This window comes from Clostridia bacterium, from assembly GCA_024653205.1.
GTDB lineage: Bacteria > Bacillota > DSM-521 > Neomoorellales > SLTJ01 > JANLFO01.
Genome location: JANLFO010000025.1, coordinates 1 through 17,381, shown reverse-complemented (window position 1 = coordinate 17,381; position 17,381 = coordinate 1). Strand labels below are relative to the sequence as shown.

Sequence of the window (17,381 nt, the reverse complement as noted above, 5' to 3'; positions counted from 1 at the left end):
CCTACTTGTAGCCGTGCTTAGCCAGCAACTGATCCAACGCCTCCAAGACCTTCTTCGCCGGCTTGCCTTGCCCCTCCAAGGTCTCGGCTATCTGCCGGAATACCGGCCGGGAAACCTCGTGAATTCTCTGAACCTCCGCGGAGTCAAGCTCAACCATCTCGCAGCCTTGTGCGGCAGCGAACTCCCTGGCCTCTCTTTCCGACTGATCAAACGCGGCTACCGTGACTTCCTGGGCCCAATCGCGAATGTCGTTAAAGACTTGCTGCACATCTGGCGGCAAAGACTCCCAGGTCTTGTTGTTCATTCCTATCCACGACAGTCCGTAAACCATGTTCAGGTTTCCGACGGCATACTTGGTCAATTCCGCCAGCCTCATGGACTGGAGCATTTCTGCGCCGCCGTAGAACCCCTGCACCGTCCCCTTCTGCAGGGCCTCATAGATGTCGGCTATGGGCATGTTGACCGGATTGGCCCCCCACTTCTTGGCCAGCGGCTCCAGTCCGGGCGGGAACCTCAGCGTCAGACCCCTGAGGTCCTCCAACTTGCCTATCTTCTTGTCCCTCGTCCCCAGGCACAAAGGCGTGGTTGCCGCCATCCACAGCAGGTGTACGCCCTCGAACTCCTGCTGCAGTTCGGGCAGACTGGCAAATGCTTCCGACCATATCTTCGCGGCTTCACTGGCAGAGGGAACGCCTAGCATGGCGTCGCCCACGAGCTTGTTGAGCGGCATGATGGTGGCGGAGTATCCCACGGGAGCTCCGCCGATATCGGCCAGTCCCGACTTGACCGCGTTGAAGGTCTCGTTGGGGGCATTCAGGGTGCCCGAAGGATAAAGCGTTATCTTGACCTTGCCGTTGGTTCTCTTATTGACCTCGTCCGCGACTTGCGACCAGGCCCGGTAGTTGGGGTGTAAGGTGGTTACGACGGTGGTGAATCTCAGCTCTATCGGCTTCTCGACGGCAGGAGTGCCTTCGGTCCCGCCCGGCGCGGGCTGGGAGGACGACTGGCACCCTACTGCGCCCAGGAGCATGCTCGCCAGACAAATCATAACTATTAATCTCAGTGCGGGCCTCCTGTTCACGGTTATCTTCCTCCTCCCTGCAGGCAGTTGCAGCAGCCTCAGACATCCCGTGCTTTGTGACCGCAATTTAGGCAACTTTTCCCATGCATCCCCCCCAGCCGGTTCCAACCGTTGCCTGTACTCAGAATAGCCGATACCCTGTAGGGGGCAACCGGCCCGAAAGCGGGCGGCCGCCCCCGGGCTTTAAAACTCCTGTCTAGCTTGCCCCGAGGAACCTGCTCTTCCGGTTCATCTGCGTCAGCCGAATGCCGAAGTCCAGCAGGTGGTGCACGGGAATGGCAACGTCTATGGCCACCTCGGGACAGGTGGTTTCGCAGAAGCAGCAAATGGTGCATTCCGCCGGATAGGCCACCACCGGCATCTGTTTCTCCTCGTCCCAGGCAAATACGTCCATGGGACAGTTGTCGTAGCAGGTACCGCACCCCTTGCAGTGCCGGTAGTCTATTCTCGGACCGTAACCCACCTTGTTGGCATACACCTCGACCACCACCTTTCGCTAGTTGAGGTCTTCTACGGCGTACTTGAGCTCGCCGGCCACTTTTTTGACCGTAACGATCTTGTTGTCCCACTGCGGGTCAAGCGCCGGATAGTCCTCCCGGAAATGAATGGGTACCAGCCGGCTTTCGGTCCGCAGGAGGGAGGACTGCACGTGCAGCTCGGAGATGTCGATTATGTCCTGAACCTCCAGGGCGCGCATCAGTTCGTGCGGATTGGTGGCCACCAGAAGGGGCACCCCCTCTTCCCGCGCCAGGCGGATGAGTTCTAGCGCCCGCTCCATCCGCGCCTTGATCTTGTGCAGTCCTACGTAGTTGTAGTTCACCCAGCGTACGTAGTGCTCCAGCTCCAAGGGGTTCACCGGATACTCTACCCTGCGGCCCAGGGCGGCAAAGACCCGCTGCCGCGTCCGGTCGATCTGCTCCAGCTGCTCTACCCCAATCGGCGCCAGCGCCTGGCCCTTCACGAGGTCCAGGACGTGGTCGGCGATAAGGCAGGCCCAGGTAAAGCCGAAGGAGCCGCCGCTGCCCACGACGTTACCCGCGGCGAACAGGTTTTTCACCCCCGTCTCGGAGTAGTCGTTCTCCCGCAGCACCCCGCCGGTAGCCATTCCCACTCCTACCAGCACCGGTACGCATTCCGCCGGGGCTTCGTTGGTAAGACCTCCGGCCAGCTTGTGGAATTTCAGCGCCTTGGGAGGCTCGGTGGCCGCGGTGAAGTACACCGCCGCTATTTCGTCTTCCGTGGCCCGGTCCTTGGCCGATCTTATTACGTCTTTCTCTACTTCGGCGTTGCGCATGTCCGGGGCAAACATGAAGTTGACTCCCGGGATCATGCCTCCGGCCTTGGTGACTACCCGGTCCGCGTATTTGTCTTCCAGAATCTCACCTTTGGAGTTGTACATCTTGAAGTACCAGTTGCAGGCCCCGCCACCGCTGCTGTGGTTTATGCCCTTGGAGACGTTGTAGACCACCGACATCTCCATGCAGTACAGCTTGGCCCCGGCGCTCAGGGCCGCGACGTGCCCTCCCCCGTGGTTGACCGGGGAGGTGAGGGTGTAGAAGAGATCATTGGGGAACGGTGCCCAGGGATAGGGGTACAGCCGGCTGGCGGCTCCGGTGGCCAGAAGGATGGCCTTGGCCCGGAAGACCAGAAACTTCCCGGTCCGGGTGTTAATGGCGGTGGCGCCTATGGCCGCGCCGTCGCGGGTGATTATGCCGGTCAGCATGGTCCGGTCCAGCACCCGGGTGCCGGTCTTGCGCACGGCGGCGCCCAGCTTGATCTTCAGATCTGAGGCTCGGGAGAAGCTTCCGAACAGGGGCTCGGTGGGCCGTCCCTGCTCATCGTACTCTACCCGACCCCACACCGTTCCCCGCCTGTACCCCTGAAGTACGTGCAGGGTCCCGTCGTCTTCCCGCACCTTTACCCCGATTTCCTCCAGAATGGGCTGGGAAATATAGGCGTGCTTCATCTGGATGGCGTCCAGCCTCAGCTGCTTCAGCCCCTTCATCCGCTCCCCGCCGAAAACGGCCTTCTTGGCCTCGCCTTCACCAACGTCCCTCTGCAGATCCTCCTTGTGCAGGGGCACCTGATTGAAATTATCCAGCCCAACCCCGTCGCCGCTGTACTCCATCTTGGCCTTGTCGATGACGGTGACGTCCAGGTTGGGATCCCGCTTCTTCGCCCGCAGCGCCGCCATGCTGCCCGCCAGCCCGCCGCCGATGATGAGAAAATCGGTGTCGATAACCGCCTCGACCAGTTCCTCCAGACGTCTGGTCATGCTGTCTGTCCCCCTTTAGCTTCAATCAAACCGGACGGGAACGCACCGAAGGGCATACATTTTCTGCAGATCCTCATGCGTAATCGTCGGCGCATCGTAGAAGTGCAGTTTAAAACAAAAATCAGAACAGTATATATGTTCTTTGCCCCGACGGACCCTTATCTCGGGCTCGCCTTTGATAGGACGCCCGCAGTATTCGCAGTGGACGGCACTCATCGGCATTTCCTCCCTTTGCGGCGTAGACTCCAACCCAACCGGCAGCGCCCGGTCTCTTCCCTCTGCGGTCCTCCGCTCCCCGCCCCCTGGGAGCGGTCTTGAGCGAATCTCACCCCCTTCTGGGAAGAGTCTATCAGGCCTCACTTGCGAAAGCAAATTCAATTTGGTATATTCGATATAGGTATTCGCTTATAACCGCGAAGACGAAAGGTGGATACAAGGCCGTGACGCTGCATCAATTACTGGTATTTCTCACGGTGGTTGAAACCGGGGGGTTCTCTGCTGCTGCGCAGAGGCTTCACGTCACCCAGCCGGCCATAAGCGTTCAGATAAAGGCCCTGGAGCGTGAGCTCGGCCACCGGCTCCTCGCCAGAAGCCATGCTTCGAACAGCGTGGAGCTTACTGCGGCCGGGAGAATGGTCTACCGAACGGCGCGCCGGATGGTTCGGGACGCTGACAAGTTGGTGGCAGGGCTGGAAAGGCTCAGAATCCAAGAAGAGGCGGCAACATCGGTCAAGGTAATATCCGACCTCCTGACCGGTACCTACCTCCTTCCCGAGGTAGCCAGCCGGTACCGCAGCCATTTCGGCCTCGTCGGCACCGTTCCGTCAGTAACGTTGATGATTACTACCGACTACAACGCCATTGCCGAAGGGGTGCGGGCCGGTCATTACGATGTCGGCATCATTCCGGCACGATATGAGGCGCCGGGCACCCTGCAGGAGTTCACCTTTCACCTGGGCCTGGTAGCGGTGGCCAACGCAAAGCATCGTGAGGTCGCCGAGTGCCTTGACTGGCGTCATCCGTCTCTCGTGCTGCCTCCCCCGGGGTCTGCCCTGCGTGAAATGGTTGACCGCTATTTCACAACCCTGGGAGTGCATCCCCGCACGGTGTTGGAGGCGACTCATCCCGAGGCCGTAAAGAAGATAGTCAGGACCAGCCCCGTGCTCGCCATTACCCATGAAATCACCGTGGAGGACGACCTGAGAAACGGAACCCTCCTGAAACTCGAGCCCCCGGCTCCGCTTCCCAAGCAGCAGTATCAGGCGATTCGTCCCCGCGGCCCCCGTAACCACCTGGCCGAACGCTTCTGCTCCACGCTTCGGCAGAGTGAACTCATAGCCGATACAGAGGCGCTGTGAGCCCGGGCAACAGCGCTCCCGGCATTACCCTCCGGTGATCCCGGGGGACTTATGACCATGTGACCATGATGCTGGCCTCAGATCCCACGCGATTCATGCCGCCCGCAAGGGGAAAGGTGCCGCTGAACCGGCACCTTTCCGCCAAGGGATTGACGCACGGCTTCCCGCCCAAGACGACTCATTCACCGTCCCATTCCCATAGTGCCGGGCAGCCACAGGCTCAGCTGCGGGAAGAATACCAGCAGGAGCAGGAAAATAATCAGAACCACAAGGAAAGGCAGCACCCCGCGCAGCAAGTGTCCCGCGGGGAGGTTAAAGGCGGAGCGCACCGTGAACAGGTCCAGTCCCATGGGGGGAGTGATCAGCCCTATCTGCATGTTGACCACGTACAGTACCCCGAACCATACGGGATCAAAACCCAGGCCGACGACGATGGGAACAAAAAGGGGTATGGTGAGCAGCATGATGGTTATGGCATCGATGAAACATCCCAAGATCAAGAGGATAATGTTTATAAGAAAGACTATTCCCAGCGGAGGCAAGCCCGTCCCGTAGACCAGCTCCATCAGGCTCTTGGCAGCGCCCGAGGTGCCGAGGACGTAGGAATAGAACCAGGCTCCGACCATCATGAACAGGATCATGCCGTTGAGGGTCGCCGCCTCTACGATGGCGCGGTAGAAGTCGGCCCAGCGAAGACGGTATACGAAAAACGCGAGTATTATGACCACCACACAACCCACGCCCGCTGCCTCGGCGGCGCTGGCGATTCCCAGATAAATCGTTCCGATGATGGAGAGCATGACTGCGACTAACGGCCAGACCTTCTTGAGTGAGGAGAGCCGCTCGGCCCAGGAGACCGCGCCTGCCGGCGGACCCAGGACCGGGTTTCTCCAGCACATTATCACCGCCACGCCCGCCAGCATGAACGCCAGAATAATGCCCGGTACTATCCCGGCAATGAACAGCTGCCCGATAGACACCTGCGCCAGAACTCCGTAGGTAATGAACCCAATACTCGGCGGAATCAGGGGGCCAAGTACACCGCCACAGGTAAGGGCTCCCATGGCGAAGGGTTTACTGTAGCCGTATCGCTCGAACTCGGGCTCGGCCATCTTTCCCACCGCCAGGGCGCAGGCCGTGCTGCTGCCCACCGCGGAGGCCATTGCCGCCTCGCCAAATATCGTGGCCACCACAAGACCCCCGGGCAGGCGCGAGAGCCAGTTGCGCGCGGCCCTATAAATGTCTTGCCCCATGGAGGTTTGGCTGATGATACAACCCATGAGAACGAACAGGGGAAGGGGAACCCAGTTTATGTTGTAAAGAGTAGTAAAGGTGGTCCAGCCCGCCTTGTCCAGGCTGACCGGCCCGTAAATGAGAAAGGCCATCACCGCCCCCGTGCAGCCCAGGCAGTAAACGACAGGGATACCCAGCAGCATCAGCGCCAATGCTCCGGCAATGCAGACCAGAGCAATCGTGACCGGTTCCATGCCCACCTTCTGCCTCCCCGTACAATCTGCAGGACACGGGAAGGAAGCCGAGCCACCCGGACCTCCTTCCGCCCCCTACCGGTCTCTTGACGACCTGCCCGTCAACCCGATAACGCCTCGCCACAGCTTCTGGACGATAACCAGGCAGAGCACGATGTAGCCCACAGGTATGATAAGCTTGATCGGCCCCAGCGGCACCGCCCAGGCCGAGGCGCTGATCTGCCCGATTTTTAACGAATACAGGGCATTTCCCGTGCTCTTCCAGATCAATACGGCCACAAACAACAGCGCCACCAGGGGAGCCAAAACCTGCAGCACCAGAGTGCTTGCCCGTGGCGGAAAGTGGGAGCTCAGCATGTCGTTCTGGACGTGTCGACCCAAAGCCTCCACGCCGGGTATTGCCAGTAAGGCCAGAAACAGCAGTATTATGGCGCTCAATTCCGCGCTATAAGGCTCGGCGGTGCGGAGGACATAACGCATGAACACCCCGTAGGTCACCACCACGGCAAGCGCCACTCCCGAAAGGGCACTTGCCGCCAGCATGACCTGGGTCAGGCGATCGATGAATCGCCCCACTCTCGGTAGGGACCGGTCCGCCAACTTTACCCCTCCCCGACTTCAAACTACCCTACCGGTCCCCCCGCATCGGCGGGCGGACCGGTAGGGTGCCAGAGGCCGACAACCCCTATTGAATCGGGTGCTTTTGGTTGACCTCTTCGGCGATCTTCAGAACCTGCTGCCCGAAATCGCCCAGAGTCTGCAATTGCTTCTCAAGGTAAGGCCGGCACGCTTCTTTCCAGCGTTCCCGCTCCGCGTTGGGCACCTGGTATACCTGGACCCCGGCCTGTTCCAGCCGCTTGAGCGCGCCCTCGTACTCATCGCCCTTGCACCACTCGTCCATGTCCCTGGCGTAGGCTTCGGCTTCCTCGACCAGGGCCTTTTGGACGTCCGCCGGGAGCTTGTTCCAGCTATTCAGGTTAACCGATATGCCGTGCATGGCGGCGGAGAAGTAGGCCACGGTCAGGTTCTTGGCCACCTCGTTCAGCTTATACGTGGTTATCATACCTGGGGCGTTAAAAGTCGCTTCTACCGTTTTCTTCTGCAGCAACTCGTAGGCCTCGGGGAAGGGACGGGATACGGCGCTGCCTCCCAGGCTGGTCACTACATTGGAGATTACCGGAGACACAGCATGGACTACCAGGCCGCGCCAGTCCTCCATGGTCTTCACCGGACGGGTGCTCAGCAACTCGGTAGCGGTGAAGTTATGCACGCACAGAAGCTTCTGGTTAAACTGCTGCTCAAGCACCTCGTTATACAGCGGCGCCAGCTTGGGCAGGGCTTCTACATGCGCGTCAATATTGTTAAACAGGAAGGGCAACTCTATGGCGCCCAGCCTCGGGTCGTGGGCAGCATAGGCATTGGGTACCAAGCTGACCAGGTCCGCCACGCCCGTCCGGCCGGCATCCAGCAGTTCGGCCATGCCTACCATCTGCTCGGAGGGATAGTACTCTATGCGGTAGGCAGGGCCGCACCGGGCATTGAACCGATCCACGAAGGCCTGCTCCTTGTCTACATACGCTCCGGTCTGGAAGCTGGCGAACTTGAGCACCACCGTCTGCGTACCCTGCTGTCCCGTCTGCTCCCCGGCTTTCTGTCCTCCGCAAGAAACCATAAGCCCGCTCAGCAGGGCTACCACCAGGACTACCGCTACGACTAATACCGATCTGCGTTTCATTTCTGGGTTGGGCCCCCTTCCAGGGTGATATTTGGGCTCACCAGCGAAGCATCGTGGTCCTCCCACAACCTTCGCTACCTCTCACCGTTTGCAAGTTCTTCGCCAAACCCCCGGCAGCCGTGCACTGCACTCCCGGCGGGCCGGTGATCGCAAGCACGACGCCGCGCCCGAGAAACCGCGCGAACCGGCTATCACCCCCCTTTGCCCGCTTCCCCCGGCACCTAAACCAGGTAGCCCCGGCTTACGGCCAGGAGGTCGTTGACTATGGTTTCGTAGTCTACCTTGCGGCCGGACCTCTTCTCTCTCTGGGCAATCTTCTCTCGGTGGTACTCTACGACCTCGCTTGGGAAGGGAAGATTGCCGATGTCGAGATAGCGTATTGCTCCCTCGGCGTCCTTTATGCCCATAACCTTGCCCGCCGCCGCCCGGTTGGCGGCAAAGGGGTTATCCAACACTCCTACCTCCACTGCCTTGGCGGCCCCTACCAGGATGTCGCCATCGCCGAACTCGAGGACCTTCTCGAGAATGGAGCGCACTTCTTTCTCCTGCATTTCCTCTTCCAGCCGGCAGGCCTCCCGATCTACCTCGAGCTTCTGGGGCTGCAGGTAGTTCTGGATTACCTTGGCCGTGCGGAAGGTGTTGGCAATATCCTCCTTAGTAGGGATGGCCTTGGCCTCGGCCACCGTACGGATGTCGCTGAGCTGGGCGCCGATCAGCTTGCCCATCAGGGTATTCATGAAAACCACCGCCAGGCTCGGGCCCGCCTCCGCCGGATACTGCATCAGGTTGAAGCTAAGGCCCCAGAAGAATTCGACGTCGGCATAGCCCAGGCGCGCGAGGTACTCCCGGGCCAGCCGCAGGCGCACCCGCGCCGAGGCTACGTCCTGCACCAGATTCCCGTGACCCACGCAGGCCACGTAGAGGTGCTTGACGCCCTGCCCGGCCTGCAGGGCCGAGGAGACGATCACCGTGGCCGTCTGCAGGGAGGGGGGGATCCCGGCGCCGTAGAAGCCCTGAGCCGCGGCGTACATGGGCACCCCGCGCTCGGTGTAATAACTGATCAGCCGGCAAACGTACTGGTGCGTGCGCATGACCTTCTCCAGCGGGACCCGCGCCGAATGCTGCCAGAAGTCCATAAAGAGGTCCGGCGCCGAGCCGGTGCAGCCGCCGGCGAGAAGAATCTCGTCGCAGAGCCGGGCGTCCGCCGCCCCGTAGCGGGGCTGAATCGGGCAACCCACCGCTTCCACCAGTTTCCTTATGGCCTTTACCCCGTAATTTACCACCGGAAAGCCGTTCAGGACCGATTTCCCGGTGCGCAGGCTCTCCTCCAGACCCTTCTGAACCGCCTGGTAGTCGTTCTGCCGGGTGAGGCTGTCGGGAGACATCCCCAGAAGGTCGGCCTGACCCTCTCTTTCCACGTATCGGTACAGCTCCAGCTGCTCCTCCAGGGTGGCCTTCCCCATGCCCGTGGAGGCGTAGATTTCGCCGTGTTCCTTGGCATAGCGGAGCTTGTGCACGAAGCTCTTGGTAGGCGGCAGGCTCTTGTGGTATTCGACCGCCTCTTCCAGGTCGATTTCCTTCCCGGTGGGCCACTGGGCCAGGACCTCGGCCCTCTCGGCGAAGAATTCGTCCTCCTCCAACCTGCGGTTCCTAATCGGCTGTGGCACCCTTCTCCCCCCAAACCTGATCTGGATTAAGGCTGCGGCGCTTGCTTTGCTCACGCCCCGTCCTACCGGCCGGCGGCCTTCTTACGCGCGCGAACATCCTCGGCAAGATCCTGTACTACCCGATTAGGCGAGGTGCCGGGCGGATAAACCCGGTCGAAGCCGAGCTTCTTAAACCTGGCCTCTACGCCTTCCCAGGGCTCCTCACTCACTCCCAGGTAGCCCCCGATGTAGAGGATTACGTCGCGCAGTCCGGCCTCCACGCACATGTCCCGGAAGGACTCGGCAAGAATCTCCGCATGGCCGCTGAAGGAGGACACCAGGATGGCATCCGCCGCCGTTTCCAGAGCGGCCTGTATGAACTCTTCCCTCGAGACCTGAGCCCCAAGCGAGTTTACCTTGAACCCCGCTGCCGCCAGGGCGTGCTCGATAATCCTCATCCCCACAACGTGAACGTCTTCACCGATCACTCCGGTCACTACCGTGCCCTTGGTCTCCTCCTGGGCAGTCACTATCTTCCCTCCCTGGCTATCTATCCGGTTTCACCTATCCCGTATCACTCTGCTTTGCCGGTCCCAGCCCCTCGATCGGCCGTCCGCCGAGCCAACTACCTCCCCCGCGGTCCTCCGGCGGCACCTGGCGCCTCGGCTTCCGGCCGTCCGATCTCCCTCCACCGGCCTGCTCTTCTCGGGGCCCCCTACTTTCTGGCCTCCACCAGGACTCCTCTCTGGGGCTGCAGGGGCAGGCCGCCGGCCACGGGTATGGTCACGCCCGTGATAAACGAAGCCCAGTCCGACGCCAGAAAGAGAGCGGCGTAGGCTATGTCCTCGGGCAGACCCACGCGCTGCAGGGGGGTTGACTTGCCCAACTGGGCAAAGAAGGCCTCGATTTCCTCCGGGCTCTTATTCTTTATCGTCTCGGCGTAAAAATCGGTGCGGACGGGTCCGGGCATGATGGCGTTGACGTTGATGTTGTAGGGGGCAAGCTCCACGGCCATATCCATGGTCATCCCGACGATGCCGGCCTTGGCGGCGTGATAGTGGGCGGTGGGTACCGGCGGGCTGAGCACGCCGATGCTGGAGAGGTTGACTATCTTGCCGTACCTCCTTTCCTTCATCCCCGGCACCACTTCCCGGCAGAAAAGGAAGGCACCTTTAAGGTTGATGGCAATCAGCCGGTCCCAGAGGTCCTCGGAGATATCGGCTATGCCGCGCTTGTCCATCGGTACCGCGCCCGGGCCCCGGCCGGCGTTATTCACCAGAATATCCACCTTTCCGAAACGGTTAAGCGCCTCCGTCACCACGGCCTTGACCTCGGCGCTGTTGGAAACGTCGCACTTAAGGGCCAAGCCGTCCCGGCCGGCCCCCCTCACCGCCGCCAGGGTGTTCTCGGCTTCCTTGAGGTTGATGTCGGCAATGACCACGTCGCATCCCTGCTCGGCAAATACCTTGGCGATGGCGCGCCCCATACCCAGGGCGCCTCCGGTTACTATGGCTACCCGCCCGGCAAGCAACATTTCTTAGACACCTCCGCTTTTTTGTATTCAGCTGCCCCCAAAAGAGGCAATGCCCTTAGTGACAAACTGCCAGGAGCTGTGTCCAAAAGGCGTTAGTTTGTTGACGTCCCCGTACGCGAACCGCAGAGGTCAGTTCTGCCAGCCAAGAAACAAGGGCTGCCGGAGGTCTAATCATTACTATCACAGTTTCAATTGAAAAGTCAAATATAGTCTAATATATTGCCTTTATAATCCGGGGTTTATTCGCTCACCTCTGTACTCGCGATACCGTTGCGATGGGCTTGCGTCATCTGCCCCAGCCTCCGCCTAACTACCGGCTGCCTCAATCATCGCCCGCAGGTTCTCCGGCTTCGCCTGGTCCACGGCCGCACCGGAACTGAGAATAAACCCTCCTCCCCTTCCGGCCTCCGAAATAAGCTCCCGGCAGTACCGCCTGACCTCCTCCGGCGTACCGAGCGCCAGCAGCGAGCCGGGCACATTTCCCGCAATGCACGCCATCCCGCCCAGTACCTCTTTGGCCCTCCTCATATTCACCTGGTCGAAGAGCCAGATCACCCGGCCGGGAGGCAGATCGCGGATCGTTTCCAGCCGGGTGTCGTAGCCGCCTTCGGCAAACAGGAGGGGTATCAACCCCTCGGCAACCAATCCCAGGACCGTGTTCTTAAGACTCGGCCAGTAGAAGGTCTCGAACTGCCGGCTCGACATAAACCCGTCCGCGCCCTTGTGCAGGGGGATAAATACGATGGGGTGGCCGGCCGAGCGGGCGGAGGAAACCCCCATGCGGATCGCCAGAGGCGTGAGCCTGTCCAAGGCCTGCAGGAGTTTCTCCGGACGCCGGTACATATCCATCATGATGCCCCGCATTCCTCGGAGGGTGTCGCCGAGCATGTCGAAGGGCGCCAGCGCTACCCCTCCGGACAGTTTGGGGAAGCCGCGGGCCTGTAGCCGCTGCTCACTCGCCCGCACGGTCGCCGCCCAGCGGGAAAGCTCTTCCCCGGCGGCCAGCGCCGCCTCCAGCGCCCGGCGAACCTCAACCGTTCCGAAGGGGATAAAATTGCCGACGGCGATGGGATCGGTCGCCGGGGGGAGTGCGGCCAATGGAGCCAAGGAGCCGAATATGCGGGGGAAGTAATGCCGGAGCCAGAAGTCGGAAGGGTCATCGATAAGGGCGTCGTACTCCTCCGGCTTCATGTACTCCCCCTCTACGTACTGGTAGGGAATATCCGGGGGAGTACCGTGTCCCGGCCACCGCATCAGCCTGTAGTCCAGAAGCTCCAGCGCCGTTCCCGGCCACACCAGGCCCGGACCCTGGAAGGCGTCAGGACGAAAATCCAGTACGTATTTCTCCCAGGCATGGCAGGCGTTGGCAGTATCATACATCGCTTCTTGAACCGTCAGGCCGGCGTAATAGACGGGGAAGAACCCCACCAACGGGCAAACCGGCACCCGGTCGGGCTCCCGAAGCTGCACGGCGTCGAGCAGGCGCCTCGCCCTTTGCCGGTACTGCGCCGCGGAGTCCTCGCTCTTGAACTCGATCCCCTCGCCCGTAATCCAGACGTTGATCAGCCGGTCGGTCCCGGACGTAGAAACCATGAGCGGCTCACCTCCTTGCTGCCTCGGCGCTGAACCCCAGTAGGAGCTGTAGGGCGCGCCGGCTGGCTTTCCCTCGCCTTACCTAATAGTTACCGTACTCCTTGGCCGCCTCAATCATGGCCCTGACGTTTTCCGGCCGGGCGTCCTCCACGTGGGTGGAGGAGTCCAGGATGAAGCCGCCGTCGCGGCCCACCTCTTCGATGAGTTTCTTGCAGTAGGCCTTTACTTCTTCGGGTGTGCCCACACACAGGAGCGAGGTGGGAACGTTGCCCCGCAGGCATACGCTGTCCCCCAGGACGCTCTTGGCCTTATAAACGTCGGTCTTCTCGAGGTGGTACACCACCCGCCCGGCGGGAACGTCCCTCATTATCTCCAGCCGGGAGGTATAGTCGGATTCCACGAACACCATCGGGATAAGTCCCTCCTGAACCAGGCCGTGGATCACCTGCCTTAAGCCTGGCCAATAGAAGATACGGAACTGTTCCTCGCTCATGAACTCGTTGGCGCCCTTATGGAGCGGGATAAATACCCCTTTCCTGCCGCTCGCCTTGGCCTGGGCTGCGGCCCGCTCTATTTGCCACGGGGTCACTTTCTCCAGGGCCTGAAGCAACTTCTCCGGTCGGCGGCGCATATCGAGCAGAATACCCCGAGTGCCCCGGAAAAAGTCGCCCAGGAAGTCGAACGGAGCCAGGGTGGTGGCGCCGAGTAAGAGCGGGAAGCCCCTCTTGGTTATTTCCTCCTCAAAGCGCTGCGAGTACTCCTGAAGCCTCCTCCCTGCCTCCGCCACCCGGCGGAGGGCCTCCAGGGCCCGCGCCCCTTCTTCCGTGGCCAGAGGGACCAGACCGAGAAAGCTGGCCGGGCCGTGCACATCGCGCCAGGGAGGAAGCTCCCCGAAGACCTTCAGGGCCCCGCAGATGCGCGGCAGGTACTTCCGCATGACCCAGTCGCTGGGGTCAGAGAGGAAGTGGTCGTACTCCTCCGGCGGCAGGTATTCGGCTTCGACGAACTGGTAGGCGGTGTTGTCGTCCAGGCCTCCCCCCGGCCAGCGCATCTGGCGGAAGTCCAGGGCTTCCATTATGGGGCCGGTATAGTACAGGCCGAAGGGATTCTGGGCCAGGTCGGGCGCGAAGTCCTCGTGGATCCGGATCGCGGCGGCAAGGACCTTATCCGGGTCATACATGAAGTCCCGGTAGGTTATCCCGGTGTGCCGGGCCGGGAAGAAGCCCCAGTTAACGGCCACCGGAACCCGGTCCGGCACCCGCAGGGCGATGGCATCTTCGAGCCGCTTCAACCTCTCCGCGTAAAGCTCCTGTGCGCTCCCATTCACCAGTGTCACCCTCCTACGGATAATCTAATCGGTTCCGGGGTCTGCGGTGCCGTCGTCGCCCCTACCCTGGAAGGGTCTTTTCGTGGTTGGCACCCGGCCCCGCCCTAACTACTTAGCCGCGCTGGGGAGCCAGAGCACCAGCTGCGGAAAGATCATCAGCAGGACCATCACCAGGACGCCGATGAAGAAGAAAGGCATCGAAGAGCGGAAGACATCCTCGACGGTGATGTCCGGGTCCAGCCGGGAGACCACGCTCTTGGCGTTGTACACGTCTAGGCCGAGCGGCGGGGTAATCAGGCCGAGCTGGATGTTGAGAAGCATTATTACCGCGTACCAAATCGGGTCAAAGCCTAACGCGGACATTAGCGGGATGAACACCGGCACGGTGAGCATCACGATACTCGCCGGCTCCATAAAGCACCCCAGGACCATGATTATCGCCTGGGTGCCGATGAGGACCAGCCAAGGTGACAGTTGGGCGTCGGTGATCCAGTGTATGAAGCCGTTGACCGCCCCGCTGCTGGCCAGGATGCGGCTGAAGCTCATGGCCCCCATGGTGATCACCAGGATCATGGCCGTGATCTCGATGGTGGCCACCGCGGATTCTTTGACCGCCTGCCAGGTCAGTCTCCGGTAGGCGGCGGCCAGCACATAGCAGGCTATGGCACCGAAGGCAGCGGCCTCGGAGGGAGTACAGATGCCCAGGAAGATGACGCCCAGTACCGAGAAAATGATGAGCAGGAACGGCAGCAGCTCGCGGACCAGCACCCGCAGTTTCTCCTGCAGGGGCACCCTTTCCACCTCGTAGGCAGGGGCCAGGTCCGGCTTTAGGGCCACGCGCACCAGGATATAGACCGCGAAGGCCACGGCGAGGAGCAGCCCGGGTACGATTATGCCTACGAGGACCTTCGCGGCGGAAATTCCGCCCATGGCCGCCAGGAAAACTCCCAAGGCACTGGGAGGAATCATGGTGCCCAGGGTGCCGGTGGAGACGATGGGTCCGATGGTCATCTCCGGACGGTAGCCCCGCCTCTTCATCTCCGGCACCAGACTGGTGGCGGTGATGGCGATGCTGCCGCCGCTAATCCCGATCATACTCCCCAGCACCGCGCCCACCGCCACCGCCAGTACGCTCAACCGCGCCGGCAACCGGCCCAGAAGCTTATCCAGAGCCCCCACTATCATGGTCCCCAGGCCGGTGCAGTATATTATGTTGCCCATAAGTAGGAACAGCGGGACCGGCAAGAGCGAGAACATTACCACCGAATTACCCACGCTCATCGCCAGCTGTCCCAAGCCGGACAGGCCTCCCCAGAAGAGAACCGATCCAAGGATGCAGGTAAGCAGGAAGGCAAAGGCGATTGGCATGCCCGTTAGCATCAAAACGACCAGGCAAGCCAACATTAAGGCAAAGACTACCGGCCACTCCATAGGGCGGCAACTCCTTTCGTGCGGGCCTCGGGCCCGCGGGCATGTCGATACAGCCGTACCACCGCAGGCGCAATTGCGCGGTATGGCCCTACGGGTTTGCCGGCTACCGGGACTTCAGCAACCGGTACAGGTCCCGGCAGACATACAGCAGCATGATGGCAAACCCCACGGGCATTACCATCTCTACCGGCCACTTGGGCGGTTCCAGCACGGTGGTATACTTGATTCCGCCGCGGTAGTCGTGAATCGTAAGCCAGGCCGTAAACCAAACCATGATCGCCAGGGCCACCGCCGACCCCACCAGAGCAATTATGCGCACCACCCGCTGGGGCCGAGGGCCGAGGCGACCGACCAGCAGATCCATACGCACATGACCGGCGTTCTTAGTCACCCAACCGGCACCCAACAGGGTGATCCACAGCAAGCTGTATTCGGTAATCTCGAAAAGGCCGCTCCAGGTCTTCGAGAAAAGCCAGCGGGAAAGAACGTCGCCGGCGAGCCAAAAGGTATCCAGCCCCACCAGCAGCACACAGGCCACGGCTACCATCACCCAGACGACCCGCGATAGGGCTTCGGTTTCGCCGTTGTGAGAACCCACTGCATCTCGCCTCCTTCTTTCTTCCGCCCAGCCTCCGCGGGGCCGCATGCCTGCGGCCGCTGCGTCAGACCGGGCCGGGGACGGCGGGATAGGAGCGGCCGCGCCGCCCCCGGCTCTTCCCGCATTTGCTCCTTTGGCGGGTCCGCCCGTCGACTTGGACGGAACGAGCCTACCGCTGGCCCTTCAGCCGGTGGAAGTTGTCGTCGAGCGTAAGCTCTATCAGCTTATCCAGCACTTCTCTTTTGTCCCCGACCGAGGCGTAGTTCTCCTCTATGCTCTTCTGGCGCGCCAGTTGGTAAAACCGGGCGGAGTCCTCGGGCGAGAACCGAACTATCTCCACCCCGCCGGCCTGGGCCTCTTGCTTGCACTTGTCGATCAGATCGTTCCAGGCCTGCTCAGCGTCCACCTCGAACTCCACGGTAGCCTTGGTGAGAGCGTCCTGAAGGTCGGGCGACAGGCTTTCCCAGGTCTTCAGGTTCACGAAAAACCCGGCGGACCCGGAGCCCAGTGGCTCGTCAAGCCAGTAGCGGGTAACCGGCACTAATCCAAAGGCGGTTATCCCCGGCGTCCCGATGAAGTACCCGTCTGCCACCCCGCGCTCCAGGGCGGTGTAGTACTCGGTGAAGGGGATCGACAGAGCACTACCTCCGAGCGCCTCTATGAGGTCCTTCTGCTGCCCGCCCGAGGTAGCTATCTTGAGCCCCTTGAAATCCTCCGGCTTGCGCACCGCCTTAGTCTTGAAGTAGAAGGTGGCCTGTTCTTGCGCCGCCGAGGGCGAGGAGTTGCCCAGGTAGTACAGGCCGTGCGGCTTGAACAGCTCCTGGATGTAGGAGACCGCCCCGCGCTGGCGCAGCTGGGCGGGACTGTACTCCGCATCGCCCATCTGGTTGAAGCCCGGAACCAGGGAGTTGGCGGGCCAATACAAGGCATTGGCGATGTCCACTACTCCCTGCTGCACCGCGCCTATCTGGTCGGAGGCGGGTATGGCTTCCGGCCCGCCGATTACGTTGATCTTGATCCGGCCGTTGGCGTACTTGTCCACCTTTTCCAGCCACAGCTTGGTAAAGTTGCCGGTAGCGTTTTCGTGCAGGAACATCACCATTTTAAGCTCAACCGGCTTGGTCTCTTCCGCCGGGGCCTGGCCCTGCGGAGCCGGACCCTGGGACTGGGAACCGGACTTACTACACCCCGCCGCGATCAAGGCCAGACCCAGCACGCAGATGGTCAGCAGTCTTACCGCCCGAAACCTCAGCATGAAAAGTACCTCCTATCTCAATGATTTAGCTTTCAACTCCTCCAAACTCCCGCGCTCATAG

15 protein-coding genes are annotated in these 17,381 nt (G+C 61.3%); 1 reads left to right on the top strand and 14 read right to left on the bottom strand.

The annotated features are described in order from the left end of the window. Position 1 precedes the first annotated feature (1 nt). The 3 genes from dctP (NUV99_10645) to NUV99_10635 form a co-directional block, all read right to left on the bottom strand. Positions 2-1,081, bottom strand: a complete 1,080-nt coding sequence (gene dctP, locus NUV99_10645) for a TRAP transporter substrate-binding protein DctP (GenBank protein MCR4420556.1) — start codon at positions 1,079-1,081, stop codon at positions 2-4. Positions 1,082-1,277: 196 nt separating this feature from the next. Next, entirely contained in the window at positions 1,278-1,559 is a 282-nt protein-coding gene (locus NUV99_10640; GenBank protein ID MCR4420555.1) for a ferredoxin family protein, read from the bottom strand. Between the two features lie 18 nt (positions 1,560-1,577). Continuing rightward, positions 1,578-3,356, bottom strand: coding sequence for an FAD-binding protein (locus tag NUV99_10635; GenBank protein ID MCR4420554.1), 1,779 nt, complete (start codon positions 3,354-3,356; stop codon positions 1,578-1,580). Positions 3,357-3,796: 440 nt separating this feature from the next. On the opposite strand from NUV99_10635, the gene NUV99_10630 reads away from it, so the two are divergent. After that, positions 3,797-4,714, top strand: coding sequence for a LysR family transcriptional regulator (locus tag NUV99_10630; protein ID MCR4420553.1), 918 nt, complete (start codon positions 3,797-3,799; stop codon positions 4,712-4,714). A gap of 182 nt (positions 4,715-4,896) precedes the next feature. On the opposite strand, the gene NUV99_10625 is transcribed toward NUV99_10630, so the two are convergent. The 11 genes from NUV99_10625 to dctP (NUV99_10575) form a co-directional block, all read right to left on the bottom strand. Beyond that, positions 4,897-6,201, bottom strand: coding sequence for a TRAP transporter large permease (locus NUV99_10625; protein ID MCR4420552.1), 1,305 nt, complete (start codon positions 6,199-6,201; stop codon positions 4,897-4,899). A gap of 75 nt (positions 6,202-6,276) precedes the next feature. After that, the gene (locus tag NUV99_10620; protein ID MCR4420551.1) at positions 6,277-6,801 is read right to left on the bottom strand and encodes a TRAP transporter small permease; all 525 of its coding nucleotides are present in this window, start codon (positions 6,799-6,801) and stop codon (positions 6,277-6,279) included. An 85-nt stretch (positions 6,802-6,886) separates the two neighbouring features. Next, positions 6,887-7,936: a TRAP transporter substrate-binding protein DctP gene (gene dctP / locus NUV99_10615; GenBank protein ID MCR4420550.1), complete on the bottom strand. Its 1,050-nt coding sequence runs from the start codon at positions 7,934-7,936 to the stop codon at positions 6,887-6,889. Positions 7,937-8,157: 221 nt separating this feature from the next. Next, complete coding sequence (locus NUV99_10610; protein MCR4420549.1) at positions 8,158-9,603, bottom strand: methylaspartate mutase subunit E; 1,446 nt, start codon at positions 9,601-9,603, stop codon at positions 8,158-8,160. 62 nt (positions 9,604-9,665) lie between these two features. Next, entirely contained in the window at positions 9,666-10,112 is a 447-nt protein-coding gene (gene glmS / locus NUV99_10605; GenBank protein MCR4420548.1) for a methylaspartate mutase subunit S, read from the bottom strand. A 185-nt stretch (positions 10,113-10,297) separates the two neighbouring features. Next, positions 10,298-11,116 (bottom strand): SDR family oxidoreductase, encoded by an 819-nt coding sequence (locus NUV99_10600; GenBank protein MCR4420547.1) that lies wholly within the window; start codon positions 11,114-11,116, stop codon positions 10,298-10,300. Positions 11,117-11,422: 306 nt separating this feature from the next. After that, positions 11,423-12,709 (bottom strand): hypothetical protein, encoded by a 1,287-nt coding sequence (locus NUV99_10595; GenBank protein ID MCR4420546.1) that lies wholly within the window; start codon positions 12,707-12,709, stop codon positions 11,423-11,425. Between the two features lie 82 nt (positions 12,710-12,791). Beyond that, the gene (locus NUV99_10590; protein ID MCR4420545.1) at positions 12,792-14,036 is read right to left on the bottom strand and encodes a hypothetical protein; all 1,245 of its coding nucleotides are present in this window, start codon (positions 14,034-14,036) and stop codon (positions 12,792-12,794) included. Positions 14,037-14,144: 108 nt separating this feature from the next. After that, entirely contained in the window at positions 14,145-15,467 is a 1,323-nt protein-coding gene (locus NUV99_10585; GenBank protein MCR4420544.1) for a TRAP transporter large permease subunit, read from the bottom strand. A 103-nt stretch (positions 15,468-15,570) separates the two neighbouring features. Further along, the gene (locus NUV99_10580; protein MCR4420543.1) at positions 15,571-16,065 is read right to left on the bottom strand and encodes a TRAP transporter small permease; all 495 of its coding nucleotides are present in this window, start codon (positions 16,063-16,065) and stop codon (positions 15,571-15,573) included. A 169-nt stretch (positions 16,066-16,234) separates the two neighbouring features. Next, on the bottom strand, positions 16,235-17,320 hold the full coding sequence (gene dctP, locus NUV99_10575) for a TRAP transporter substrate-binding protein DctP (protein ID MCR4420542.1): 1,086 nt from the start codon (positions 17,318-17,320) through the stop codon (positions 16,235-16,237). Positions 17,321-17,381 lie beyond the last annotated feature (61 nt).

What these genes read in the sequence shown, in the direction of transcription:
- NUV99_10635 (MCR4420554.1), bottom strand. Translation starts at nt 3,356, where the DNA reads ATGACCAGACGTCTGGAGGAACTGGTCGAGGCGGTTATCGACACCGAT.
- NUV99_10625 (MCR4420552.1), bottom strand. Translation starts at nt 6,201, where the DNA reads ATGGAACCGGTCACGATTGCTCTGGTCTGCATTGCCGGAGCATTGGCG.
- dctP (MCR4420550.1), bottom strand. Translation starts at nt 7,936, where the DNA reads ATGAAACGCAGATCGGTATTAGTCGTAGCGGTAGTCCTGGTGGTAGCC.
- NUV99_10600 (MCR4420547.1), bottom strand. Translation starts at nt 11,116, where the DNA reads ATGTTGCTTGCCGGGCGGGTAGCCATAGTAACCGGAGGCGCCCTGGGT.
- NUV99_10595 (MCR4420546.1), bottom strand. Translation starts at nt 12,709, where the DNA reads ATGGTTTCTACGTCCGGGACCGACCGGCTGATCAACGTCTGGATTACG.
- NUV99_10585 (MCR4420544.1), bottom strand. Translation starts at nt 15,467, where the DNA reads ATGGAGTGGCCGGTAGTCTTTGCCTTAATGTTGGCTTGCCTGGTCGTT.
- dctP (MCR4420542.1), bottom strand. Translation starts at nt 17,320, where the DNA reads ATGCTGAGGTTTCGGGCGGTAAGACTGCTGACCATCTGCGTGCTGGGT.